This window comes from Methylobacterium sp. E-012, assembly GCF_057836545.1.
Map to the genome: position 1 here is coordinate 568,796 of NZ_JBYQEY010000001.1, position 24,304 is coordinate 593,099.

A 24,304-nucleotide genomic window follows, 5' to 3' on the forward strand; every position below is an offset into this window, starting at 1 on the left:
GGTTCAGGCCCTCGCGGTGCGGCGGCGGAGGATGTCGGGCCCGGCCTCACCGAGATCCCAGAACAGCCCGGCCATGATCGCCAGACCCTCGCGGGTGCTGGCGGCGAGCATGTGCTCGTCCGGCCCGTGTTGGCGGCAGGCCGGGTAGGAATGCGGCACCCAGAGGGTCGGCAGGCCCAGGATCTCCGAGAAGGCGTCGTTCGGCAGCGAGCCGCCGAGATTGGGCAGCAGCGCCGGCTTTTTTCCGGAACTTGCCTCGATCGACTCCAGGGCCCATTCGACCCACGGATCCTCAACGGGCAGCCGCGTCGCCTGGAAGACCTCCGCGGCGCGGGCCGGCCGGACCGCGATCATTGGGAAGCCGTGCGCGTCGAGATGGGCGCGCACGTTCGCGATGAGGTTCTGCCAGTCGGTGCCGACCACGAAGCGCAGCTGCAGGGTCGCCTTGGCGTGGGGCGGCACGGCGTTGAGCGGCCCGTCCGGATCGCCGGTCTTGAAGGCCAGCACCTCCAGGGTGTTCCAGGCGAAGACCCGCTCGGCGGGGGTCAGCCCCGGCTCGCCCCAGTCGGCATCGATCGTCGGTGCGCTCGGGTCCTCGCCGACCCGGATGTCACGAAGCGCCGCGCGCACGCCCTCGGGGATCGGCGGCGGCCGCAGGGCCTCCACCCGGATGGCGCCGCTTGCATCCACCATCGAGGCGATGGCCGAGGCCAGCACCGTGCCGGGGTTGCGCAGCAGCCCGCCCCAATTGCCGGAATGGTGGGGGCCCTCGCGCAGGTTCAGCGACAGTTCGAAATTGTAGGCGCCGCGGGACCCCAGGAACAGGGTCGGACGCTCGGCATTGAGCCGCGGCCCGTCCGAGGCGATCAGCACGTCGGCGCGGAGGGCCTCGGCCTGCGCCCGGCAGAACGGCCGCAGGCCCGGGGATCCGGATTCCTCGCCCATCTCGATCAGCAGCTTGACGTTGAAGCCGAGGCGGCCGTCGCGGGCCGCGATCACCTGCTCCAGGGCGGCGAGGTTGAGGACGTGCTGACCCTTGTTGTCGGCGGTGCCGCGGCCGTACCAGCGGTCGCCCTCGACCACGATCTCCCAGGGGCCGAGCCCCGCGCGCCACTGCTCGGGATAGCCCCGCACCGTGTCGCCGTGGCCGTAGATCAGGACGGTGGGCAGGCCCGAACCCTCGTGCCGCTCGGCGATCAGGAACGGCCCGTGCACCCCGTCCGGGTTGTCGAATGTTTTCGGGGGCTCGAAGCCCAGGCGTTCTACCAAGGGCGTGACGAAGGCGTCGAGATAGGCGCGCAAAGCCGCCTCCTGCCCGGGGGCCTGGCTCTCGGTGGGCATCGCCACCGCCTCCCGCAGGAGCGCGAGGAACGCGCCCGAGTCGAAGGCCTCAGTGGCGCGCGCGATGGCGGCGTCTCGCGTCATGGTGTGTTTCCCGTGAAACATTTTGGTGCCGTGCCGGCCGGCCACGTCAGTGACGCGCCTCGGGGGCGGTGATGTCCCGCAGGCCATCCCCTAGGAGATTGATCGCTAGCACGAGGAGGAGCAGCGCCACGCCCGGGATGGTGATCACCCAGGGCTGGAAGAACATGTACTGCTTGCCCTCGGCGATCATCAGGCCCCAGGACGGCAGGGGCGGCTGGACCCCGAGGCCGAGGAACGACAGGGCCGCCTCCAGCAGGATCGCGTGGGCCATCTCCAGGGTCGCCACCACGATCAGCGCGTTCATGATGTTGGGCAGGATCTCCTGCAGGACGATGCGCAGGTCGGTGAGCCCGGCGGCGCGGGCCGCACTGACGAAATCCCGGTCGCGGATCTGCTGAGTGGCGGCCCGGGTCACCACGGCGAAGCGGTCCCAGAGCAGGAAGCCCAGGACCAGAACCACGACCTTCAGGGAGCCGCCGACCAGGGCCGCCATGGCCAGCGCCACCAGCACCACCGGCATGGCCAGCCGGGTGGTCACCACGTAGCTCACCACCGCGTCGACCCAGCCGCCGAAATAGCCGGCACACAATCCGAGAACGGTGCCGATCAACCCGGAGATCAGCGCCGCCGAGACCCCGATCAGCAGGGAGATCTGGCCGCCGTAGAGCAGGCGGCTGAGGTAGTCGCGCCCGAGCTTGTCGGTGCCGAGGATATGGTCCCAGCTCCCCTTGGCCTGCCAGATCGGCGGGATCAGGCGGCGGGAGACGTCCTGCGCGTAGGGGTCGTGCGGGGCGATCAGCGGCGCGGCGAGGGACGCCAGCACGATCAGGCCGAGGATTCCGGCGCCGATCAGGAACCCGCCGTGGCGCAGGCCCCGCCGCAGGACGATCCCTGTGGGGGACGGGACCGGCGCCAGGGCGATCGGCGCGTCCGGCGGGAGGGCGGGGGCGGCGAGCGCCGCCGTGTCGGGGGGCAGGCTCATCGCGACCTCAGGCTTGGCGCAGGCGCGGATCGAGGAAGGCGTTCAGCAGATCGGCCGCCAGCGTCAGGCCGATATAGATCATGGCCAGCACCAGCACGATCGCCTGGACGACGGGGAAGTCGTTGCGGGCGATGGATTCCCAGGCGAGTTGCCCGAGTCCCTGGAGCGAGAACACCGCCTCGATCACGATCGAGCCGCCGAGCATGAAGCCGAACTGGACCGCCGACAGGGCGATCACCGGGATCACGGCGTTGCGCAGGGCATGCCGCACCAGGATCTTGCGGGGCGGCAGCCCCTTGGCCCGGGCGGTGCGGACGTAGTCGGAGGCCAGCACCTCCAGCATGCCATTGCGGGTCAGCCGCATCACGGCGGGCATCGCGTAGTAGCCGAGCGCCACCGCGGGCAGGACGAAGTTCTTCCAGGTGGCGTTGCCCGAGACCGGCAGCCAGCGGAGGTTGACGGAAAAAACCAGGATCAGGGTCAGGCCGAACCAGAAGCTCGGCATCGCCTGGCCGAGCACCGAGACGGCGAGCGCCAGCCGGTCGATCCAGGTGTCGCGCTTCACGGCGGCGATGACGCCGAGCGGGATCGCCACGAACAGGGCCACGCCGAGCGCGATGAACCCGAGATACAGCGTGATCGGCAGGCGGGCGGCCAGCAGGTCGATCACCCGCTCGCGGAAGTAGAAGGAATTGCCGAAATCGAGGTGCAGCGCCCGCCAGGCCCAGGTGAGGAACTGGGTGAGCAGGGGCTGGTCCAGGCCGTATTCCCGCCGGATCGCCTCGATCTGCGGGCCCGTGGATTCGGGGCCGGCGATGGCGGTGGCGAGGTCGCCCGAGAGGTGGAGGAGCAGGAAGCTCGCCACCGAGACCGTGAAGGCCACCGCCAGGGCGACCAGGACGCGCCGGAGGGTGAAGGTCAGCATGCGTCAGGCTCCTTCCTGGCGAGGCAGATCGCGCCGGCTCTCCCTCCCCCCTCTGCGGGGGAGGGTGGCCCCCGAAGGGGGTCGGGAGAGGGGAGCGACGGTGCAGGATAAACCGATGGTCTTCATGACGGTCGCGCCCGATCCTGAAGCCGCGCTCCCCTCTTGCGGGACTTCGTCCCGGCCCGACCCCTGCTGACGCAGGGGCTACCCTCCCCCGCAGAGGGGGGAGGGGACGCTCGCGCCACGGTCACCGCAGTCACTTCCACGACGCCGCATAGAACCGCGCGACCTCGTCGGGCTGGGCGGTGAAGTTCAGGTCCGCCGTGAAGGCGTAGTTGGTCGCGTAGGAGAACATCGGCAGGGCGTAGGCCTGGGCCGCGATCCGCTGGAGCGCCCGGGCATAGGCGGCCTTGCGCGTCTCCGGATCGGTGGAGCCGTCGCCCGCCTGGAGGTCGGCGATCACCTGCGGGTCCTTGGTCAGATCCTCCTCGCCGCCGCGGAAATACACCCCGTCGAAGGCCGAGACGTCCAGGACCGAGAACGAGCCCCAGGTCTGGTAGCCGATCGAGATCTTGCCGGCCCGCAGGGAATCCCGGAAGGCCGCGTAGCGCAGGTAGTTGAGCCGCACCTTGATGCCGACGGCGCCCAGATAGCCGATCACCGCCTCGGCGTAGTCCCGCTCGCGATAGGCGCCGAGGTCGATCTCGAAGCCGTTTCCGTAGCCGGCTTCCTTGAGCAGGGCCCTGGCCTTGGCCGGATCGTAGGGGTAGCGCATCACCCCCTGGTCGGTGCAGCCGAACTGGTCGACGAAGCAAAGCGCGTTCATCACCCGGGAGGCGCCGCGCACGAGGTTGTCGACCATCGCCTTGCGGTCGATGGCGTAGCTGATCGCCTGCCGGACGCGCACGTCCTTGAGCGGCGAGTTCTCCTTCGCCCGGCCCAGGGTATCGAACTGCAGGAAGCCGACCCGCATCGTCTCGGCGTTGAGCACCGTGATATTGGGCGCGGCGCGCAGCTGGTCGGCCTGGTCGCTCGGCACCCGCCAGATCCAGTCGACGCCGCCGGTCATCAATTCGGCCATCCGACTCTCGCCGTCCGGAATGACCCGGAATTGCAGCTTGCCGATCTTCGGTTTTCCGAGTGGGCTGCCCGCCCAGTACTTGTCGAACCGCTCCATGGAGACGCCGCGGCCGCTGTCGACCTTGGTGATTCTGTACGGTCCGCTGCCGACCGGCGCCCGGGCGAAGCCGTCGAGCCCGACCTTTTTGAAGTAGGCCGCCGGGAAGATCGGGGTCGGGCCGGCGAGGTATTCCAGCGCCGCCGGAAACGGCGCCTTGAGGTGGATGCGGACGCTATGCGGGCCGGTCACCTCCACCGACTTCATCCAGTCGACGTTCTGGCGGGTGACCGTGCGGGCCTCCGGCGTCAGCACGTAGTTGAAGGTGAAGGCCACGTCCTCGGGCCCGAGCGGGTCGCCGTTGTGGAAGGTCACGCCCTCGCGGATCGTCAGGTCGAGGGTCGTGTCGTCCGCCCAGGTCCAGGCGGTCGCCAGCATCGGCTTGTAGGTGCCGTCCTTGGGGTCCCGGTACAGCAGCGTGTCCCAGCAGTTCCGGGCCAGGATCACGCCCTCCCGGGCGCTGTTGTGATACGGGCTGACGTTCTCGGGCTCGCTGTCGGAGGCGTAGACCAGGGTGTCGTCGGCCTTGCCGGCGAGCGCCGGGGGCGCGGCGATCAGGGTCGCGAACGCGGCGGCCAAGGTGGCGCCCAGGGTGAGGGTCCGTAGCGGCATGCAGGCTCCGACGGCGCGGCGGACGAGCCCGGCGGATGGTTCCGCGACTGCCGCCTTTTTCACCCTGCGATGATGTTGTGCATCTGGGATCGCAACAAGTAGAATTTGGCGAGCGGTGCCTTGCCGTTTCGGCAACGGAGAGCGCAGAATAAGCGGACCGAGGCACGATATTGCAGACGACGAGCCTGCGCTACTTCCTGGCCGTGGCCCGCACCGGCTCGATCGCGGCGGCCTCGGCCCAGCTCAACGTGGCGGCCTCGGCGATCAGCCGGCAGATCGCCAATCTGGAGGCCGAGCTCGACTGCGTGCTGTTCGAGCGGCGCCCCCGGGGCATGGTGCCGAGCCCGGCCGGGGAGCTGCTGGCCCAGCACGCCCAGCAGGTCCTGATCCGCTCCGAGCAGGTGGTGACGGAGATCCGGGAGCTCGAAGGCCTGGCCCGGGGGCTGATCCGGGTGGCCTGTTCGGAGGGTTTCGCCCTCGACATCGTCCCCAACACCATCGCGGCCTTCCACGGGGATCATCCCGGGATCCGCTTCGAGGTGACGGTGCTGCCCCCCGCCCTCGTGACCCAGACGGTGGCGGTGGGGGATGTCGATCTCGGCATCACCTTCGCGCTGACGCCGGCCACGCAGGTCGAGACCTTGTACGCCGGGGAGGTGGACATGCTGGCACTCGCCGCCCCCGACCATCCCCTGGCCCGGGCGCCGGCCCTGACCCTCGTTGACCTGCGCGCCTACCCGGTCGCCCTGCCGACCCGGGACACGACCCTGCGGCACGTCTTCGATGCCGCCTGCGCGCAGGAGGGCATCGCGGTCGAGCCGGTGCTGACCGCCAACACGCTCTCGGCGCTCCTGCCCTTCGTGCGGCGCTCGCGCGGGCTGGCGCTGATGTCGGCGCTCTCGGTGACGACGCCCCTGCGCCTGAACGAGCTGGTCAGCCTGCCGATCCGCTCCCGGGCGAGCCTCGCCCGCGGCATCCAGGTCCAGGCCATGCGCGACCGGCGCCTGCCCCGGGCGGTGCGGGCGTTCCTGCGCCGGCTGCTCGACGCGCTGCCGCCGCCGCTGGCGGACCGATAGGGTCGCGCCCGGGGCCCGCTCACAGGCCCCGGCCCGACGCGGCGGCGCAGCTGTGGTCCAGAACGTCCTCGGCGCTTGCGCTCGGCGCCCGGTAGGCCAGCAGGATGAAGCCCGGCTCGGGATCCCCCGGCGGCGTCGCCACCGCGGCGAAGCTCGTCCGGTGCAGGTCCGGCCGGGCGCCCGGCAGGGTGCGCAGGGCGGCGAACGGGTTGAACCGCGCGGCCTCCGCCTCCGGCACGCGCAGGGCGGAATAGCGGTCGCCGGCGAGCGGCTGCGGGAAGCGGGTCCAGGTCCTGCGGATCTGGCGGCCATGGGCCCGCAGGGCCGCGAGCACGCTCGGCTTGAGGCAGTCGAGATGGATGTGGAGCTGGTCCTGGCTGCGGCCCCGGGCCGAGTTCACCGCCAGGCCCACGGCCTCGGGCGGCAGTTTCCCCTGTAGCGCCTCCGACACGAGGGGCCGCGCCGCGAGCGCCGCCCGCCAGTAGGCGGCCCCGCGCGGGCCGCGCAGGATCGGCGCTTCGAGGCCCGCCACGGTGTCGGTGGGCATGACCACGCTGTGGGTCGGCTCACCCGGCGCGCGCAGGACCGCCGAGCCGGGCCGCTCCCCGTCGCCCAGATCGACCGACAGGCACGGGAAGGTCCGGTTGGCGAGCCGCTTGGCGAGGACGCAGGTCTTCAGCGCCGCCCACAGGACGTCGCGGCTGGGATCGGACGCGGCCGAGGCGCCCGTCGGGGCCGGCATCGCGACGGCGACGAGGAGGGCGGCGAGCAACGTGCGGCGCATGGAGGCTCCCGGGCGGGCCATCGGGGCGGCGGCCCACGCCTCCGCGATAGCCGATCGCCCCCCGCCCCGGCAAAGGTCCGGCGGCCCTGACGGCCGGTCCGGCGCCCGCCAGCGCTGGCGCGCCCTCCCCCCCTCTGCGGGCGACGATGGTTCCACATCTCCGGACGCGGCGCGGGGGTGCCCGCACCACCGCGAGAGCCGAGGCATGAACCGCCGCGCGAAAGATCCGAACGCGATCAACCGGATGCGTCGCCGGCACCGCTCCGGACCGCCCCGCGCGGCCGCGCGCGGAACGCCCCCGCGAATCCGAGAGGACTTGCGAACCCGAAAGGACTTGCGCAGCCGGGCGGATCCGGACAGGCCGGGTTCCGGTTCATGCCGGGGCGCCGCGCCCCGTCCGGAGACCGAGCTTGCCCGCGCCGAGTCCCACAGCACCGCCGCCCGCGCGCCGCCGCATCGCCGCGGGCCGGGGCAGCCTGAACCGGCCCGGCGCGGATCTCCGGCGGCTGCCGACCGGCCTCGACCTCCGGAACGTGCGCCTCGTGGAGGGCGTGCGCGCCGCCTTCGCGTTCGGCGTCGTCATCCTGATCAACCTCTGGGTGCAGTGGCCGCCGCTGCTGACCATGGCGCTCGCCGCCAACCTCGCCTGTTTCTGCGACAATGGCGGCCCGATGCGGGCGCGCCTGCGGGTGCTCACCGCCTTCTCGATCCTCGGTGGCCTGCTCTGGGGCGGGCTCGGCCTGATCCAGCCCCTGGGGCTCCCGGTGGTCGTCCCGGTGGCCTGCGCGCTGATCTTCGCCTGCTCCTACGCGCGGGTCTGGAGCGTGCAGGCGCAATCGGCCGGCAACGTGCTGGTGGTCGTCCTGTGCATCGCCCTCGACCGGCCCCTGAGCCCCGAGCAGGCGGCCGTCACCGTGCTGATGTTCGCCGCGGGCGGTCTCTGGGCGACCTTCCTGGCCCTCGTGATCTGGCGGCTGCATCCCTACCGGCCGGCCCACCGGGCGGTGGCGGAGGTCTGGCGCGACCTCGCGCGGCTCTGCGGCGACCTGGAGCGGCTCGTCGCCCTGCCGGAGCCCGACGCCGAGGCCTTCGACGGCCATGCCAGGGGTCACCGGCGCGGCGTGCGGGCGAGCATCGAGACCGCCCGGACCATGATCCTCGACCTCGCCCGCTCCCGCGAGCGGGTCTCGGACCGCACCGCCCAGGCGCTGCTGCGCCTGGAGAGCGCCGAGCAGATTTTTTCGGCTTTGATCGCCGTGGGCGAGCTGATCGACAGCCGGCCCGACGCCCGCCGCCGCGCCCTCGCAAAACTGTTCCTGCGCCGCCTGCGCCCCCTGCTGGTGACCATCGCCCGGGCGATCCGCGACGATGTCGACCTCGACCTCGCCCGCCTGGAGCACTCGATCGCCCGGACGGCTGAGGGCCTGGCGGAGGATCCGACCCTGGCGCGCCTGGCCGAGCGGATCGTCGGGCGGGTGCGGATCGGCGCCAAGCTGTCGACCCCGGAGGGCTACCGCCCCGGGGGCACCCTCACGGAGGGGGGCCGCCTCGACCGCTGGACCCGCTATGCCGGGCCGCTGCGGCAGAACTTCACCCTGGCCTCGCCGAACCTGCGGCACGCCCTGCGGGCGAGCGCGGTCTCGGCCCCGGCGCTGGCCGCGACCCTGACCTATGCGGGCGCCTTCACGCATTGGCTGGTGATGACCGTGGTGCTGACCATGCAGCCCTTCTACGCGGCGACCTGGCAGCGGGCGCTGGAGCGGATCGGCGGGACGGTGCTGGGCGGCCTGGCGGGGGCGGTGCTCGCCTACTACGCCACGACCCCGCTCAGCGAGGCCGGGCTGATCCTGGTGCTCAGCATCGTCGGCTTCGCGGCCCGCCAGATCTCCTACGGCTTCTTCGTCGCCTGCCTGACGCCCCTCGTGGTGCTGCTGGTCGAGCTGCTGGAGCCCGGCCACAGTTCCTGGGAGATCGTCGCCATGCGCGGCGGCTTCACGGTGCTGGGCGGGCTGATCGCGGTGGCGAGCTGCCTGGTGCTGTGGCCGATCTGGGAGCCGGATCAGGTCCGCCAGGAGCTGCGCCGCGCGCTCAAGGGCCATGCCGGCCTCGCCGAGGCGGTGCTGCTCGGCCCCCCCGGCGAGGCCCGCGAGGCCGCGATCCTGGCGCAGAACCGCGCCGCCGGCCTCGCCCTCAACGACCTGGAGGCGGCCCTGTCGCGCGCCCTGCAGCAGCCCCGGGCCGGCCATCATCCCGAGGTGGAATCCGCCCTGGTGGCGGACGCGACCCTGCGCCGGATCAGCGCCCGGCTCACGGTGCTGCGCCACGCCCCCGAGGCGGTGGATCCGAGGGCCGAGACCTGGCGGGGCTGGATCGCCGCCACCCTGGCGGCTTTGGCCGAGGACCGGCCGCTGCCGGAGCGACCCGCCCTCGACCGGGGGCAATCGCTCATCCGGCTCGTGAGCCAGGTCGATCTCCTGGTCGGAACCCTGCGCCCGGGGGAGATCCGGGCGGTGCCGCCGACCGGGGACGTGGATCCCGGGCTCGGCCTGTCCGTCCCGGCGCCCTGAGGCGCGATAGCGGAGTCGATGCGGGGCCCCGGATCGCCCGGGGCCCCGGCCCGCGTCAGAACCGCGCCAGGGCGTTCGCCGGGCCGCCGGCATGCGGTCCGCTGTAGCGATAGGCGGGCGCCCGCTCGGCGCGGACATCGTCCTGCCGCAGGAGGGGGCCGTGGCCGACCCAGCCCGAATAGGCCGAGGCCGGATAGGGCGAATGCTTCGAATCCAGGCCCTGGGCGAGGGCGGGCGTGGCGGCGGCGAGGAGGGCGGCGGCGGCGAGGATACGGATCGTCATGATGATCTCCTGGTGTCTTGGTATGACGTCGACGGGACGTCATCCGGTCAACCGAGTCGGGTAAGGACGATCGTCGGCACGGTATACGGGTCGGCGGTCTCGATCACTCCGGCTTTGCTTGGCCGAATGTGATCTCTCAACCGGGATACTCTGCCTCCGGTTCGGCCGATGCCGTGCGCTGGCGCACGGGGTGCGGCCCGGAACGCCGCGGCCCCGGGCGGGACGGTCCGGCGCGGGCGGGGATGCGTCCTGCGCGGAAGCGTGCCACAGACCGCGGCCTGAAAGGGATGCACCACCATGCGGCTGATCGTCGGCCTCGGAAACCCGGGTTCGCGCTACGCGAACAACCGGCACAATATCGGCTTCCTGGCCGTTGACGCGATCGCCCGGCAACACCGGGCGAGCCCGTTCCGGCACCGGTTCCAGGGCGAGGCCGCCGAATTGGTGCTGGGCACCGAGCGGGCGATCCTGCTCAAGCCCTCGACCTTCATGAATGAGTCCGGCCGCGCGGTCGCGGAGGCGCAGCGCTTCTACAAGATCCCGCTCGCCGACGTGATCGTGCTCCACGACGAACTCGACCTCGCCCCGGCCAAGCTCCGGGTGAAGCTCGGCGGCGGCAATGCCGGCCATAACGGCCTGCGCTCGATCACCGCCCAATGCGGCAACGACTATCGCCGGGTCCGCCTCGGCATCGGTCATCCCGGCGACAAGGCCCTGGTGCACGCCTACGTGCTCAACGATTTCGGCAAGGCCGAGCAGCCCTGGGTCGAGGATCTCTGCCACGCGGTCGCCGACCACGCCGCGCTGCTGGCGGCGGGCGAGGATGCGAGCTTCCAGAACAAGGTCCACCTCGCCATGGCGGGCCGCGGCTGGGACGACGTGAAGACGCTGGGCGCCCGAAATTGACACGAAAACACGAGGACACGATATAGATCGGCCTCGGAGGCCGCCATGAAGAACGTCACTGTGACGATGAGCGAGACTTTGCTGCAGCGGGCGCGCGTCGCCGCCGCGCGCGACGGCAAGAGCCTGTCGCGTTTCGTCGCCGAAGCCGTGGAGCAGCGCGTCGGCCGGCCGCTGACGCAGCGGGAGGCGCTCGAACGCTTCCTGGCCGGTCCTCTCATGAATCTGACGGACGAGAACGGCAAAGCACCGTCGCGCGATGAACTTTACGATTGAGCCGATCTTCATCGACACGAATGTGCTGATCTACGCACGCGACGAACGAAACGCCGATAAGCGCGAGCGCGCACGTGCGTGGCTGGCTGCCATCACCGATTTGGACTGCGCTCGCACCAATCTGCAGGTCCTCAACGAACTGACGCGCTGGATCCTCAAGAACGAGTCGGGACGCTCGCTGCGCGACGTTCAGGATGAAGTCGAGACGATCGGAGCCTGGGGAGCGCGCCCGATCGATCAAGATGACACCGAACTGGCATGGCTCGTCCGCAAGAATCTCGGCTATCAGTGGTTCGACTGCCTCCTCGTGGCCGCGGCCCAGCTCGCCGGATGCCGATACTTCCTGACCGAGGATATGGCACACGGCGCCGTGTTCGAGGGCCTGACCCTCATCAACCCTTTCCGCGCGTCGCCCGGCGACGTGCTTCAACGGAACTGAGTCCATGGGCTTCAAATGCGGCATCGTCGGCCTGCCGAACGTCGGCAAGTCGACCCTGTTCAACGCGCTGACGCAGACGGCGGCCGCGCAGGCGGCGAACTATCCGTTCTGCACCATCGAGCCGAATGTCGGCGAGGTGGCGGTGCCGGATCCACGCCTGGACGACCTCGTCCGGATCGCGAGCTCGAAGGAAAAAATCCCGACGCGGCTGACCTTCGTGGACATCGCCGGGCTGGTGCGCGGCGCCTCCAAGGGCGAGGGCCTGGGTAACCAGTTCCTGGCCAATATCCGCGAGGTCGACGCCATCGCCCACGTGGTCCGCTGCTTCACGGACGGCGACGTCACCCATGTCGAGGGCAAGGTCGATCCGGCGGCCGACATCGAGACGATCGAGACCGAGCTGATGCTGGCCGATCTCGACAGCCTGGAGCGCCGGGCTGTGGCCCTGGAGAAGAAGGCCAAGGGTGCCGACAAGGAGGCCAAGGAGAGCCTCGACCTCGTCAACCGCGCCCTGCCGCTCCTGCGCGAGGGCAAGCCGGCGCGGCTGGTCGAGCGCAAGCCCGAGGAGGAAAAACTGTTCCAGTCCCTCGGGCTGATGACCGCCAAGCCGGTGCTCTACGTCTGCAACGTCGACGAGAGCGATGCCGACAAGGGCAACGCCTATTCGGAGGCGGTCTTCGCCCGCGCCAAGGCGGAGGGCGCCATCGCGGTGGTGGTCTCGGCCAAGATCGAGAGCGAGATCGCCGTGATGGCGGACGCCGACCAGGCCGAGTTCCTGGACGCCGTGGGGCTCACAGAGCCCGGCCTCAACCGGGTGATCCGTGCAGGCTACGACCTGCTCGGCCTCGTCACCTACTTCACGGTCGGCCCCAAGGAGGCCCGGGCCTGGACGATCACCAAGGGCACCCGCGCGCCGGGGGCCGCCGGCGTGATCCACTCGGATTTCGAGAAGGGCTTCATCCGCGCCGAGACCATCGCGTTCACGGACTACACCACGCTCAACGGCGAGGCCGGGGCCCGGGACGCCGGCAAGCTGCGGCTGGAGGGCAAGGACTACGTCGTGCAGGACGGCGACGTGCTGCATTTCCGCTTCGCCAACTGATCGACCCCGGACGAGCCCGCCATGCCGGATCCCGCCCTCGAGGATTTCACGGTCGGCGACGTGATCGTCGGCGCGCCTTTGGTCGTCACCCGCGACGCCATCGTGGATTTCGCCAGGCAGTTCGACTTCCAGCCCTTCCACCTCGACGCGGCGGCGGCGGAGGCGACCTTCGCGGGCCGGCTGATCGGCTCGGGCTGGCACACAGCGGCGCTGGGCATGCGGATGCTGCAGCAGGGGCCGTTCCGGGGCGGCTCGTCCCTCGGGGCGCCGGGGATCGACGAATTGCGCTGGCTCGTGCCGGTCCTGCCGGGGGATGCCCTGACGCTGACCTTCCGGGTGGTCGGGATCCGGGATTCGGCGTCCAAGCCGGGGCTCGGCTTCGTCACCGCCGAGGTCGCCCTCGACAACCCGCGCGGCGAAACGGTGCTGACCCAGCGCTTCACCTTCATGCTGGCCCGGCGCGGCACCGATCCCCTGCCCCCGCGGCCCGTGGAGACCGGCGTGCCGGGGCCCGTCGCCGAGCCGGAGGATGCCGAGATCCTGCCGTTCCTGCGCGACGCCGCGATCGGTGCCGTGCGCGAGCTGGGCGCCTACGCGTTCAGCGCCGAGGCGATCGTCGCCTTCGCGCGCGCCTACGATCCGCAGGCCTTCCACCTCGACCCCGAGGCGGCGCGGCGCAGCCATTTCGGCGGGCTCTGCGCCTCCGGCTGGCACACGGCCGCCGCCTACATGAACCGGCTGCTCACGACCCGCGCCCGCGACGCCGCCTACACGGCGACCCGCGGCCCGGTCCCCGAGGCGGGCCCCTCGCCGGGCTTCAAGAACCTGCGCTGGCTCAAGCCCGTCTACGCGGGCGACATCGTCCGGTTCAGCGCCAGGCTCACCGACAAGCGCGCCTCCGCGTCCCGCCCCGGCTGGGGGCTGGCCTTCGCCCGCAATACGGGGGTGAACCAGCGCGGCGAGCCGGTCTTTTCCTTCGACAGCGCCGTGTTCCACCGCTGGGAGCCGTGAGCGCGGCGGCTCCAGAGGATGCTGCCCGGACCGGGCCCACGGATCCGGGAGAACGCAGCACGTGGGCACCCCACATCGATGAATACTGACTTTGAAGGACAAATTCTTCCGGATTTATAAATACATCTTATATTGATAAGCAGAAAAAATTTAATTGCTCTTCAATTTTGCCCCTCGTGAAAACTCTGCGGATGAAGCCGCGGATAGGGCTCGCGTTCCGGAGCCATCGACGGATCGGTAGCCGCGATATAAGACAACCCGATCGATCGACTGGGTGTCGCACGCGTTGCGGGGCGCGAGATATTGATGTCAGCATCTCAAATAAAAAATATCGTATTCGTCGGGAATTGCAATGCTACCGATCTGGTTTCGTTCTTTTCTCAAATAACGTCCTTGAAGGACGATTTCGAATTTCACCCGCTCGCCCTCCACATCACCCCGACCCCGTCCCCTGACGTGCAGGCGATCGTCGACAGCGCCCACGCCGTCTTCATCCAGGGCATCGCCGAAGCCGAGCGGTACGAGCGGGAATCGGTTCCGCCGGGTGTCGCCCGGCTCGGATATCCGAACCTGCTGCGGCGTGCGTTCTGGCCGTTCGACGGCCTCATCTACGGCCGGGACAGGCTGGCCGAGGCGGATGCCGCCCAGGGTGGCCTCGTGCGCTTCCCGGACGGCCTCCTGGCCAGGCTGCGCGACGACGTCCCGGATCCCGAGGCGCGGTTCGCCGCCTATCGCGACCTCGCGGTGCCCGGCCTCGTCAAGAACTTCGCCCGCTTCCTCGAGATGGAGAACGAGACCCTCGGCGCGCTCGACGCGACCTATCGCTGCGATCTCGGGGCGTTCATCCACGACAACGACAGAACGCGGCAGCTCTTCCACTGGCTCGGCCACCCGAGCGGCATCCTCTATCGGGAGTTGATGGCCTATTGCTGCGGGAAGCTCGGCATCGCGCCCGAGCTCCCGGACCCCTCCGCCCTCGATGCCTGGGGCACCATGCAGGTGCCGGTGCATCCGGCGGTGGCCGAGCAGCTCGGCCTGGAATGGGCCCAGCCCGGTCGGACATACCACTACGCGCCGATGGGCCAGGTCACCTGGGAGGCGTTCACGCGGGCCTACATCCGGCATCTCGGCTGAGCGGAAGGAGAGCGGCGTGACATCTCCGGACCTCCCGAAGGCCCCCGGCCTCCCGTGGCTCCCCGCGCCGCCCGATGACTGGCGCGAGCGCCTCGCGGGGGCCCTGGCCGATCCGGATCCGGCCGGCGCCTGGGCGAGCCTCACCGCCCTGGCCCGGACGAATCTCGACTTCGTGCAGACCACCCGCGTCCAGGCCGGCCTGTCCCGGCGCTTCCCCGACGGGCCGCCCGCGCACCTGACGACGAAGCCGGTGCGCCTCGCCGTGCTCGGCTCGGCGACGCAGACGCATCTGTTCGCGGCCCTCCGGGTCGCGGCCCTGCGCCGCGGCATCTGGCTGGGGCTGCACGAGCCCGGCTACGGCCAGTACCTGCAGGAACTCGAGGCGCCGGGCCCGGAGCTGCGCGCGTTCGGGGCCGACACCGTCCTGTTCGCCCTCGACGCCCACCACCTCACCCAGGGCGCGCGGGACCTGGCCGACCTCCGGGAAGCCGACGCGGCCGTCGACCGGCTGGCGGACCGGCTGGCGGACCGGCTGGCGGGCTGCTGGACGGCGGCGCAGGAGCGGCTCGGCTGCCGGGTCCTGCAGCAGACGGTGCTGCCGGTCTTCCCGGCCCTGTTCGGCAGCAACGAGCACCGCATGCCCGGCTCCCGGCACCGGTTCGTCGCGCGCCTGAACGCGGGGCTCCGCGCGCGTGCCGACGCCGCCGGGGTCGACCTGGTCGCCGTCGATGATGCCGCCGCACGGCACGGGATCGGCGCCTGGCACAACCCCGTGCTGTGGCACCGCGCCAAGCAGGAGGTCTCGCCGACGGTGTCGCCGCTCTACGGCGAGCTGGTGGCCCGGGTCCTGGCCGCCCGGCAGGGCCTGACGGCCAAGGGCCTGGTGTTCGACCTCGACAACACCCTCTGGGGCGGCGTGATCGGGGATGACGGCCTCGACGGCATCGTCCTCGGCCACGGCGACGCCCAGGGCGAGGCCTTCCTGGCCGTCCAGCAGTTCGGGCTCGATCAGGCCCGGCGCGGCATCCTGCTGGCGGTCTGCTCCAAGAACGACCCGGCCAACGCCCGCGCGCCGTTCGAGAGCCACCCCGACATGCTCCTGCGGTCGAAGGACATCGCCTGCTTCGTCGCCAACTGGGACGACAAGGCCACCAACCTCCGGGCGATCGCCCGGCAGCTCAATATCGGCCTCGACAGCCTCGTCTTCGTCGACGACAACCCGTTCGAGCGCGACCTCGTCCGGACCGAGCTGCCGATGGTCGCGGTCCCGGAGCTGCCGGAGGATCCCGCGCTGGTCCCGCAGAGCTTGGCGGAGGCGGGCTATTTCGAGGGGGTCGTCCTCACCGCCGACGATCGCAACCGCGCCACGCAGTACCGGCAGAACGCGGAACGGGACGCCGCCCTCGCGGGCGCGACCGACCTGGGATCGTATCTCCGGGGCCTGCAGATGGTCCTGGACTGGTCGCGGTTCGACGCGACCAACCTGCCGCGGATCGTGCAGCTGATCAACAAGACCAACCAGTTCAACCTGACGACGACGCGCTACGCCGAGGACGAGATCCGCGCACTCATGGCCGATCCGGGCGCGGTCGGGCTGCACCTGCGCCTCCGGGACCGCTTCGGCGACAACGGCCTCATCGCGGTCGTCATCGGTCTCCGGCGCGGCACCGACCTCGTGATCGACACCTGGCTGATGAGCTGCCGGGTCCTGAAGCGCCGGGTCGAGGAGGCGACGCTGGACGTGCTCGCCGCCGAGGCCGCCCGCCTGGGGGCCCGGGCCCTCGTCGGCACGTACCGGCCGACCCCGAAGAACGGGATGGTCGCCGACCATTACCGGCAGCTCGGGTTCATGCCGGACGGCGTCGGGGAGGGCGGCGCGACGCGCTGGCGCCTCGACCTGCCGGGTCCCGGGCGGCCCGAGCTTCCCCTGACGATTGTGGAGACCATCCGATGACCCAGGACGCCATCTATGCCGGGCTGACGCAGATCTTCCGGGACGTCCTGGCCGACGACGGGATCGAGTTGCACCCCGAGACCACCGCCGACGACGTCGAGGGGTGGGATTCCGCGAGCCACATCAACATCCTCCTGGCGGCCGAGGAGCATTTCGGCATCCGGATGTCGAGCGCCGAGATCGAGAGGCTGACGCGCGTCGGCGCCCTCGCCGACCTGATCCAGGCCAAAACCCAGGCGAAGACTCAAGCCAAGACCCAGGCCAAGGTCGCACAGAGCTGAGGGGCCGCCTTGGACAGCCTGGCCGAGCGCCGCTTCACCCCCGACGACCAGCGCGCCTTCGCGGCGATGTCGGGCGACCACAACCCGATGCACATGGACGCCCAGGCGGCGCGGCGCCTGCAGGCCGGGCGGCCGGTGGTGCATGGAATCCATGCGGTGCTGTGGGCGATCGAGGCCGCCGCCGAACTGCCGGCCGGGGCCGAGGCCCTGACGGTGCAGTTCGACCGGATGATCTATGTCGGCGACCTGTGCCGGCTCCGGCGCGGCCGACGGGGCGCCGAGGGCACGCATCTGGAGATCGTCGTCGACGATGTCGCGGTCACCCGCATCGGCCTCTTGCCCGCAGCCGACCGGCCGCCGCCGCCCGCTTCGTCCGACGCGCGGACATTGGCCCTGGAGCCGCGCGGGGCCGAGGTCGCGGCGGCGTTCCCCCGCGCCGCGGCCGCGCTCGGCCTCGCCACCCTGGTCGACCTCGTCGGGCTGTCGAAGCTCGTCGGGATGGTCTGCCCGGGCCTGCACTCGATCTTCCGCGGCTTCTCGGTGGCCCGCGGGGCGGGGGCGGCGGTCGGCGCCGAGATGCGGTTTTCCGTGCTGCGCGACGACACGCGCTTCAACCTCGTCAGCCTGCGGGTGGACGGCACCGGCCTGAGCGGGCAGGTCGACGCGTTCCGGCGCCCGCCGCCGACGGCTCAGCCCGGCATCGACGCCCTGCGCGGGCGCGTCCAGCCGGAGGCGTTCGCCGGGCGCCGGGCCCTGGTGGTCGGCGGTTCGCGCGGCCTCGGGGAACTGACCGCGAAGCTGCTGGCGCTCGGCGGGGCCGCCGTGACGATCACCTACGCGGTCGGCGACGGCGAGGCCGGCCGCGTCGCCGAGGAGATCCGCGCGGCCGGCGGCCGCTGCGAGGTTCTCAGGCTCGACGTGCGGCAGCGGCCCATCGCCGGACACTTGCCCGCGGGCCGGGTCTTCGACCAGCTCTACTATTTCGCGACGCCGTCCATCTTCGGCAAGCGAGGCAGGGCGCTCGACGCCGCCCTGCTCGACACGATGACGGCGTTCTACGTCCACGCCTTCTACGAGACCTGCGCCGCCCTGCGCGATACCGGGCCGCACGCCATCGACGTGTTCTACCCGTCGAGCGTCGCCGTCGCGGCGCGGCCGGCCGGTCTCACCGAGTACGCGATGGCCAAGGCCGCCGGCGAGGTGCTGTGCGCCGACCTGCCGCGGCTGCTCAAGGGCGTGCGGGCCCATGTCCGGCGCCTGCCGCGCCTGCAGACGGACCAGACGGCCAGCGTGCAGCCGGTGGAGACCGGATCGGCGATCGACGAGATGCTGGCGGCGATCCACAGCGTCCAGCCGACTGCGCCGGATATCGGACCCGGGACGCTGCGCTAGGGGCGTGGACTCGATCAGTGCGCGCGTCAGGCGGCTGGTTTCGACCCAAGTCGGACGCTCACTGGGCTTGTGGGAAATTCCGAAAGCAGCCGCTCGCCCACCCCCTATGACAGGGCTGAGAGGTGCGTGTTGCGGACCGTTTGCCCTTTCTTTCCGGTTCATCGTCGATGGTCGATCGACGGAGTCTGCCAAAGGGCCCAAGCTTGAAGATCGTCCTGGCAAACGTGCCACATCCGGCCACCGGCAGCCGCATCCCCAAGGAGCAGCTACCTCCATTAGGCCTACTCTGCGTCGGTGGCCCACTGATAGATGACGGCCACGCTGTTGAGCTGATCGATGCGGAGCTGGGTCCGATGGCTCTGGAGGACCTCACCGCGACGATTATCGCGCGCAGACCGGATGCGGTCTTGTTCGGTCATTCGGGTTCGTCGTCGGGCCACCCTATCATCGCTCAAATTTCCGCAATTGTTGCTCAAGCTCTGCCCGATGTCGCGATCATCTACGGCGGCGTTCATCCGACCTATTTTTGGCGAGAGATCCTCACGCGCGAGCCACATGTGTGTGCAATCGTACGAGGAGAAGGCGAAGAGACTATAAGACGTCTCATAAGAGCTATTGATCTAGGTCATGATCTGTATGACATCGATGGTATCGCGTACATCTGCGACGGAGAGCCTGTTGCGACCCGTGCTGCAAGCGTCATCACCGACCTTGATGCCTATCGGATCGGATGGGAGCTCATAGATCATGCGAATTATAGCTATTGGGGTGGCAAGCGCGCCGTTGTAATCCAGTTTTCTCGCGGCTGTCCGCATCTATGCAACTACTGTGGTCAACGTGGCTTCTGGACGCGTTGGCGTCATCGCGACCCTGTGCGGCTTGCGAAAGAAATAGCGCGCCTGCATCGTGAATATGGTGTCGAGGTTTTTAATTTCGCCGATGAAAATCCAAGCGCCGGTCGCAAGCCCTGGCGTGCCTTCCTCGAAGCCCTGATAGAAGAAAATATCTCTATCACTTTGGTAGGCTCTACCCGCGCCGACGACATCGTACGTGATGCCGACATTCTCCATCTTTATAAGAAGGCCGGTTTTGAACGCTTCCTCATGGGCATGGAAAATACCGATGAGGCGACACTGAGACTGATCCGGAAGGGTGGCGCAATAGCCAGTGACCGCGAGGCCATTCGCCTCCTGCGGCAGCATGGCATCCTTTCGATGGCAACGTGGGTCGCAGGCTTCGATGATCAGACCGACTCAGATCTTTTGCGCGGGCTTCGCCAGCTAATCTCTTACGACGCAGATCAGATCCAGGCATTGTATGTAACGCCACATCGCTGGACGCCGTACTACAGGCTCGCCAAAGGCCGCCTTGTTGTACAGCAAGATCCAACGAAGTGGGATTACAAACACCAAGTCTTGGGAATGACTCGGATGTCACCAATCCGTCTCTTTGTTTGGGTCAAGCTGATTGAGGCAGCTGCGCAGCTTCGCCCGAAGGCGCTCATGCGGTGGATCTGGCATGCAGATCCGAAAATACGGCATGCGATCCGCTGGTACTATCGCATGGGACGCCGAGTATGGATCCACGAAATTTGCAATTTTATATTACACGACCGTGTACGTGCTGACGGTCAAACAGTGCTTGACCATCTCGGAGCAGCACAGGACCATGAAGAAGAGGCTTTGAGTTTGGCCCGCTCGTCGAAGCGTAATCTGGGCGATACCACAATGCGAAGCGCTGTCGGTGCCCCTTGATCAAGCCCAACGTGTTGGCAAATTCGTCTTGCTCACGCCATTGAGGGGGATAGATCGGCGCGTTCGCCTACAGAAATAGATGACTGCTTTTTTAGATCGCTTCTCCGAGAGCAGACCAGCTGAAATCCACCCGTCGCCGACCTGATCCCGGTCCAGCCGATCGCGTTCAGGCCGTCCTCGTCAGGCGCGCAGCGTCCGTGTCTGAAAGCCGGTGACCACCGTTCGCCCGGTTCGCGCAGGGGCTCCCCGGCGCGCCCTCACGCCGCGGTTCGGCGCTCCGGATAGAGCCCGTACAGTCCCTCGGCGCTCGCCGTGCAGACACCGCGCTCGGTGATGATGCCGGTCACCAGCCGGGCCGGGGTCACGTCGAAGGCGGGGTTGGCCACCGGGCTGCCGGGGGAGACCACCTCGATCGTGGCGAAGCCGCCGTCGGCGAGCCGCCCGGTCATGTGGGTGACCTCGCGGCCGTCGCGCTCCTCGATCGGGATCTCGCGCACGCCGTCGTCCAGCGTCCAGTCGATGGTCGAGAACGGCAGCGCCGCGTAGAACGGCACGCGGTTGTCGTGGGCCGCCAGCGCCTTCAGGTAGGTGCCGATCTTGTTGCACACGTCCCCGCGCGCCGTGGTCCGGTCCGAGCCGACGATGCACAGGTCGACCGTCCCGTGCTGCATCAGGTGCCCGCCGGCATTGTCGGCGATCACCGTGTGGGGCACGCCGTGGCCGTGGAGTTCGAAGGCGGTGAGCGCCGCGCCCTGGTTGCGCGGGCGGGTCTCGTCGACCAGGACATGCACCGGCACGCCCTGCGCGTGGGCGGCGTAGATCGGCGCCAGCGCCGTGCCCCAATCCACCGTGGCGAGCCACCCGGCGTTGCAATGGGTCAGCACCGTGACCGGCCGCCCGGTCGCGGCGTGCCGGTCGGCGATGATCCGGCCGCCATGGACGCCGATGGCGCGGCAGCTCGCCACGTCCTCCTCGGCGATGCGGCCGGCCTCCGCGTAGGCGCGGGCGAAGCGCTCCTCCGGCTGAACCTGCCGCAGGTTGGCGGCGACCCGGTCCAGCGCCCAGCGCAGGTTGATCGCCGTGGGCCGCGTCGCGGCGAGGGTGGCCACCGCCCGGTCGATCCCCGCCGTCGACGGATCCGCCCGCATAGCCAGCGCCAGCCCGTAGGCCGCGGTGACGCCGATCAGCGGCGCCCCGCGCACGATCATGGTGCGGATCGCCAGGGCGGCGTCCTCCAGCGTGGCGAGACGCGTCAGCACGAAGGCGAAGGGCAGGCGGGTCTGGTCGATCACCTGGACGCTGACGCCGTCCGGGTCCGGGAAGATCGTGCGGTAGGGCTGGCCGTCGATATTCATGGCCGGTCCTGTGCCACAGCGGAGCGGATTTTGCACCCTCCCGAGCGGAGCGGCCGGGCGGCGGTGAGCCTTCCTCAACCTTAGCGGCTCGTTAAGGGCGCCATGCCTAGCCTCGGGCGAGAGTCCCCGTTCTGCGTCCGGTCCCGCATGCGCTCGCTTCGCCGTCCCGCATCGCCCTACGACACCTTCGTCGACAGCGTCCGCCCGTTCCTGGGCAAGCGCCTGACGGAACTCGGCGGGTTCGTGCTGTTTACCGGCGCCGTGGCGCTGACCGTGGCCCTGGCCACGTGGTCGATCGACGACCCGAGCCTGAACCACGCCACCGACCATCCCGCCCACAACGTGCTCGGCCAGCCGGGCGCCGTGGTGGCCGACCTCGCCATGCAGATCCTCGGCCTCGGATCCCTGGCCTTCGTGCTGCCCCCGGCCCTCTGGGGGGTGCGGCTGATGCGCGAGCGCGACCTGCCCGAGGGCGGCCTGCGCATCGCCCTCTGGATCATCGGCTTCTGCGCGGCGAGCGCGGTAGCGAGCGCCCTGCCGCCCACGGCGCGCTGGCCGCTGCCCACCGGGCTCGGCGGCGTCGCCGGCGACGGGCTCCTGTCCCTGGCGCGGGTGATCGTCGGGGCGGTCTCGTCGGCCGCCGCCCACCTGGTCGGGTTCGTCTACGCCGCCGTGGCGATCCTCAGCCTCACCGGGGCCTGCCGGTTCGGCGCCGTCGAGGAGGAGCCGGCCTACGACGAGCCCTATCCCGCCCGGCGCCCGCCGATGCGGGGGCACGCGTCCGGCCGCGACGAGCGCGAGGATGCCGACGAGCCGGGCCTGGGCCTCGTGGGCGTCGGCGCCCTGGCGCAGGGCCTGATGCGGCTCCGCCTCGCGGCGGCCGACCGGCTGGCCTCCTGGCGGTCGGGCCGGGCCGAGCCCTTCGACGGCGCCTCGCCGGCCCTGGCGGCCCGGCGCGCCTTCACGGATGCGGACCTGCCCTGGGCCGACCATCTGCCCGAGGGCGCCCAGCCGGGCCCGGGCCGGCGCGAGCCCGTCTTCGACCTGCAGGACGAGGCCCCGGACCCGGACGCCCCCGCCCATCCGGGGATGCCGCAGGACTCGGCCGAGGGATTCGAGGTCCCCGAGTCCCCCCTGCCCCCGCGCACCCCGGCGCCGCGGCCCCTGCCGGCGCAGCCCGAGCCGGCCGCGTCCCGGGTCGCGCCGCCGGCCGCCGCGCCCGTGGCCGCCCGCCGGACGCCGGCGGCCCCGATCCGGCCCGAGGATTACGCCCTGCCGGCCCTCGACCTGCTCGCGGCCCCCCGCGGGCCGTCCCAGGCGAGCCTGGTCTCGGCGGACGCCCTGGAGCAGAACGCCACGATGCTCGAAGCGACGCTCGGCGATTTCGGCGTGCGCGGCGACATCCTGGCGGTGCGGCCCGGTCCGGTCGTGACCCTCTACGAGCTCGAGCCCGCCCCCGGCACCAAATCGAGCCGCGTGATCGCGCTCGCCGACGACATCGCCCGGTCGATGTCGGCGGTCTCGGCCCGCGTCGCCGTGGTGCCCGGCCGCAATGCCATCGGCATCGAACTGCCGAACGCCAAGCGCGAGACCGTGTACCTGCGCGAGCTCCTGGCCTCCACGGACTTCGTCGAGAGCAAGCACAAGCTGGCCCTGTGCCTGGGCAAGAATATCGGCGGTGAGCCGATCATCGCCGACCTCGCGCGCATGCCGCACCTGCTGGTCGCCGGCACCACCGGCTCGGGCAAGTCGGTGGCGATCAACACCATGATCCTCAGCCTGCTCTACCGGCTGAAGCCGGAAGAATGCCGCCTGATCATGGTCGACCCGAAGATGCTGGAGCTGTCCGTGTACGACGGCATCCCGCACCTGCTCTCCCCCGTGGTCACCGACCCGAAGAAGGCGGTGATCGCCCTCAAATGGGCCGTGCGCGAGATGGAGGAGCGCTACAAGAAGATGGCCAAGATCGCGGTGCGCAACATCGACGGCTACAACGCCCGGGTCGCCGAGGCCGCCGCCCGCGGCGAGGTGCTGACCCGGACCGTGCAGACCGGCTTCGACCGGCACACCGGCGAGGCGGTCTACGAGGACGAGGCCATGGACCTCGCCCCCCTCCCCTACATCGTGATCGTGGTCGACGAGATGGCCGACCTGATGATGGTGGCCGGCAAGGACATCGAGGGGGCGATCCAGCGGCTCGCCCAGATGGCCCGGGCGGCCGGCATCCACCTGATCATGGCGACCCAGCGCCCGTCGGTGGACGTGATCACCGGCACGATCAAGGCGAACTTCCCGACCCGGATCAGCTTCCAGGTGACCAGCAAGATCGACTCGCGCACGATCCTGGGCGAGATGGGCGCCGAGCAGCTGCTCGGTCAGGGCGACATGCTGTTCATGGCCGGGGGCGGGCGCACGACCCGGGTGCACGGGCCGTTCTGCTCGGACAGCGAGGTCGAGACCGTGGTCGCCCATCTCAAGCGCCAGGGCCGCCCCAGCTACCTCGACGCCGTCACGGCGGACGACGAGGAGGGCGCGCCCGAGAAGGGCGGGAAGGGCAAGGCCGGCGCGGCGGAACTGGAACTCGACGGCGCGGTGTTCGACCAGGGCTCCTTCGGCGAGGCCAGCGGCGACCTCTACGAGCAGGCCGTGCAGGTGGTCCTGCGCGACCAGAAGGCCTCGACCAGCTACATCCAGCGCCGCCTGCAGATCGGCTACAACCGCGCCGCCTCGCTCATGGAGCGGATGGAGGTCGAGGGGATCGTCGGTCCGGCCAACCACGCCGGCAAGCGCGAGATCCTGGTGGAGGATGCGGTCGGCTGACGGGGGCTCTCCAGGGTCCCCGCCCCCGCAGAGGCCCGCGCATCCTCCCGAA

Annotated in this window: 20 protein-coding genes; 13 read left to right on the forward strand and 7 right to left on the reverse strand. The window is 70.3% G+C overall.

All coding sequences use genetic code 11. The features are described from left to right. Positions 1–3: 3 nt before the first annotated feature. The 4 genes from AC3IF1_RS02650 to AC3IF1_RS02665 all read right to left on the reverse strand — a co-directional run bounded on the left by AC3IF1_RS02650 (position 4) and on the right by AC3IF1_RS02665 (position 5,121). Positions 4–1,425, reverse strand: a complete 1,422-nt coding sequence (locus tag AC3IF1_RS02650; RefSeq protein ID WP_489215649.1) for a M20 family metallopeptidase — start codon at positions 1,423–1,425, stop codon at positions 4–6. A gap of 46 nt (positions 1,426–1,471) precedes the next feature. Beyond that, entirely contained in the window at positions 1,472–2,407 is a 936-nt protein-coding gene (locus AC3IF1_RS02655) for an ABC transporter permease (RefSeq protein ID WP_243967709.1), read from the reverse strand. Positions 2,408–2,414: 7 nt separating this feature from the next. Further along, on the reverse strand, positions 2,415–3,332 hold the full coding sequence (locus AC3IF1_RS02660; protein WP_243967710.1) for an ABC transporter permease: 918 nt from the start codon (positions 3,330–3,332) through the stop codon (positions 2,415–2,417). 256 nt (positions 3,333–3,588) lie between these two features. Continuing rightward, positions 3,589–5,121, reverse strand: a complete 1,533-nt coding sequence (locus AC3IF1_RS02665) for an ABC transporter substrate-binding protein (protein WP_489215652.1) — start codon at positions 5,119–5,121, stop codon at positions 3,589–3,591. A gap of 170 nt (positions 5,122–5,291) precedes the next feature. Here AC3IF1_RS02665 and AC3IF1_RS02670 point away from each other — a divergent pair, with 170 nt between their 5' ends. After that, positions 5,292–6,197, forward strand: coding sequence for a LysR family transcriptional regulator (locus tag AC3IF1_RS02670; RefSeq protein WP_243964611.1), 906 nt, complete (start codon positions 5,292–5,294; stop codon positions 6,195–6,197). Positions 6,198–6,216: 19 nt separating this feature from the next. Here the strand turns inward: AC3IF1_RS02670 and AC3IF1_RS02675 are convergent, their stop codons facing one another. Continuing rightward, positions 6,217–6,981 (reverse strand): CDP-diacylglycerol diphosphatase, encoded by a 765-nt coding sequence (locus AC3IF1_RS02675; RefSeq protein WP_489215654.1) that lies wholly within the window; start codon positions 6,979–6,981, stop codon positions 6,217–6,219. A gap of 410 nt (positions 6,982–7,391) precedes the next feature. On the opposite strand from AC3IF1_RS02675, the gene AC3IF1_RS02680 reads away from it, so the two are divergent. Further along, the gene (locus tag AC3IF1_RS02680) at positions 7,392–9,548 is read left to right on the forward strand and encodes an FUSC family protein (RefSeq protein ID WP_243964609.1); all 2,157 of its coding nucleotides are present in this window, start codon (positions 7,392–7,394) and stop codon (positions 9,546–9,548) included. Between the two features lie 55 nt (positions 9,549–9,603). On the opposite strand, the gene AC3IF1_RS02685 is transcribed toward AC3IF1_RS02680, so the two are convergent. Further along, positions 9,604–9,831, reverse strand: coding sequence for a hypothetical protein (locus AC3IF1_RS02685; RefSeq protein WP_243964607.1), 228 nt, complete (start codon positions 9,829–9,831; stop codon positions 9,604–9,606). Positions 9,832–10,128: 297 nt separating this feature from the next. Between AC3IF1_RS02685 and pth the strand changes: the two genes are divergently transcribed. The 10 genes from pth (at position 10,129) to bchE (ending at position 20,077) form a co-directional block, all read left to right on the forward strand. Continuing rightward, complete coding sequence (pth, locus tag AC3IF1_RS02690; protein WP_243964606.1) at positions 10,129–10,737, forward strand: aminoacyl-tRNA hydrolase; 609 nt, start codon at positions 10,129–10,131, stop codon at positions 10,735–10,737. Between the two features lie 45 nt (positions 10,738–10,782). Then, positions 10,783–11,010 (forward strand): hypothetical protein, encoded by a 228-nt coding sequence (locus AC3IF1_RS02695; RefSeq protein WP_489215657.1) that lies wholly within the window; start codon positions 10,783–10,785, stop codon positions 11,008–11,010. Further along, entirely contained in the window at positions 10,994–11,449 is a 456-nt protein-coding gene (locus AC3IF1_RS02700) for a PIN domain-containing protein (RefSeq protein WP_489215659.1), read from the forward strand. Before AC3IF1_RS02695 ends, AC3IF1_RS02700 begins: the two co-directional genes overlap by 17 nt. A gap of 4 nt (positions 11,450–11,453) precedes the next feature. Continuing rightward, complete coding sequence (gene ychF / locus AC3IF1_RS02705; RefSeq protein ID WP_489215661.1) at positions 11,454–12,551, forward strand: redox-regulated ATPase YchF; 1,098 nt, start codon at positions 11,454–11,456, stop codon at positions 12,549–12,551. A 21-nt stretch (positions 12,552–12,572) separates the two neighbouring features. Next, complete coding sequence (locus AC3IF1_RS02710) at positions 12,573–13,562, forward strand: MaoC/PaaZ C-terminal domain-containing protein (protein ID WP_489215663.1); 990 nt, start codon at positions 12,573–12,575, stop codon at positions 13,560–13,562. A gap of 306 nt (positions 13,563–13,868) precedes the next feature. Further along, positions 13,869–14,696: a WcbI family polysaccharide biosynthesis putative acetyltransferase gene (locus AC3IF1_RS02715; RefSeq protein WP_489215665.1), complete on the forward strand. Its 828-nt coding sequence runs from the start codon at positions 13,869–13,871 to the stop codon at positions 14,694–14,696. 16 nt (positions 14,697–14,712) lie between these two features. Further along, positions 14,713–16,650: an HAD-IIIC family phosphatase gene (locus tag AC3IF1_RS02720; RefSeq protein ID WP_489215667.1), complete on the forward strand. Its 1,938-nt coding sequence runs from the start codon at positions 14,713–14,715 to the stop codon at positions 16,648–16,650. Next, a complete protein-coding gene (locus tag AC3IF1_RS02725; protein WP_489215669.1) occupies positions 16,647–16,931 on the forward strand; it encodes an acyl carrier protein in 285 nt (94 codons plus the stop codon). Before AC3IF1_RS02720 ends, AC3IF1_RS02725 begins: the two co-directional genes overlap by 4 nt. Before the next feature lie 9 nt (positions 16,932–16,940). After that, positions 16,941–18,323 carry an SDR family NAD(P)-dependent oxidoreductase gene (locus AC3IF1_RS02730; RefSeq protein WP_489215671.1) on the forward strand — a complete coding sequence of 461 codons (1,383 nt, stop codon included), beginning with the start codon at positions 16,941–16,943 and terminating at the stop codon, positions 18,321–18,323. A 203-nt stretch (positions 18,324–18,526) separates the two neighbouring features. Then, positions 18,527–20,077 (forward strand): magnesium-protoporphyrin IX monomethyl ester anaerobic oxidative cyclase, encoded by a 1,551-nt coding sequence (bchE, locus tag AC3IF1_RS02735; protein WP_489215673.1) that lies wholly within the window; start codon positions 18,527–18,529, stop codon positions 20,075–20,077. A gap of 257 nt (positions 20,078–20,334) precedes the next feature. Here the strand turns inward: bchE and mtnA are convergent, their stop codons facing one another. Further along, the gene (gene mtnA / locus AC3IF1_RS02740; RefSeq protein ID WP_243967184.1) at positions 20,335–21,432 is read right to left on the reverse strand and encodes an S-methyl-5-thioribose-1-phosphate isomerase; all 1,098 of its coding nucleotides are present in this window, start codon (positions 21,430–21,432) and stop codon (positions 20,335–20,337) included. Positions 21,433–21,579: 147 nt separating this feature from the next. Between mtnA and AC3IF1_RS02745 the strand changes: the two genes are divergently transcribed. After that, positions 21,580–24,252: a DNA translocase FtsK gene (locus tag AC3IF1_RS02745; protein WP_489215676.1), complete on the forward strand. Its 2,673-nt coding sequence runs from the start codon at positions 21,580–21,582 to the stop codon at positions 24,250–24,252. The last annotated feature ends 52 nt before the right edge of the window (positions 24,253–24,304 follow it).

Excerpts from the sequence above, each read along its gene's own strand:
- mtnA (WP_243967184.1), bottom strand. The coding sequence starts at position 21,432 with ATGAATATCGACGGCCAGCCCTACCGCACGATCTTCCCGGACCCGGAC.
- AC3IF1_RS02695 (WP_489215657.1), top strand. The coding sequence starts at position 10,783 with ATGAAGAACGTCACTGTGACGATGAGCGAGACTTTGCTGCAGCGGGCG.
- AC3IF1_RS02715 (WP_489215665.1), top strand. The coding sequence starts at position 13,869 with ATGTCAGCATCTCAAATAAAAAATATCGTATTCGTCGGGAATTGCAAT.
- AC3IF1_RS02660 (WP_243967710.1), bottom strand. The coding sequence starts at position 3,332 with ATGCTGACCTTCACCCTCCGGCGCGTCCTGGTCGCCCTGGCGGTGGCC.
- AC3IF1_RS02710 (WP_489215663.1), top strand. The coding sequence starts at position 12,573 with ATGCCGGATCCCGCCCTCGAGGATTTCACGGTCGGCGACGTGATCGTC.
- AC3IF1_RS02685 (WP_243964607.1), bottom strand. The coding sequence starts at position 9,831 with ATGACGATCCGTATCCTCGCCGCCGCCGCCCTCCTCGCCGCCGCCACG.
- AC3IF1_RS02665 (WP_489215652.1), bottom strand. The coding sequence starts at position 5,121 with ATGCCGCTACGGACCCTCACCCTGGGCGCCACCTTGGCCGCCGCGTTC.
- AC3IF1_RS02700 (WP_489215659.1), top strand. The coding sequence starts at position 10,994 with ATGAACTTTACGATTGAGCCGATCTTCATCGACACGAATGTGCTGATC.
- AC3IF1_RS02745 (WP_489215676.1), top strand. The coding sequence starts at position 21,580 with ATGCGCTCGCTTCGCCGTCCCGCATCGCCCTACGACACCTTCGTCGAC.
- AC3IF1_RS02725 (WP_489215669.1), top strand. The coding sequence starts at position 16,647 with ATGACCCAGGACGCCATCTATGCCGGGCTGACGCAGATCTTCCGGGAC.
- pth (WP_243964606.1), top strand. The coding sequence starts at position 10,129 with ATGCGGCTGATCGTCGGCCTCGGAAACCCGGGTTCGCGCTACGCGAAC.
- AC3IF1_RS02675 (WP_489215654.1), bottom strand. The coding sequence starts at position 6,981 with ATGCGCCGCACGTTGCTCGCCGCCCTCCTCGTCGCCGTCGCGATGCCG.
- AC3IF1_RS02650 (WP_489215649.1), bottom strand. The coding sequence starts at position 1,425 with ATGACGCGAGACGCCGCCATCGCGCGCGCCACTGAGGCCTTCGACTCG.
- AC3IF1_RS02655 (WP_243967709.1), bottom strand. The coding sequence starts at position 2,407 with ATGAGCCTGCCCCCCGACACGGCGGCGCTCGCCGCCCCCGCCCTCCCG.
- ychF (WP_489215661.1), top strand. The coding sequence starts at position 11,454 with ATGGGCTTCAAATGCGGCATCGTCGGCCTGCCGAACGTCGGCAAGTCG.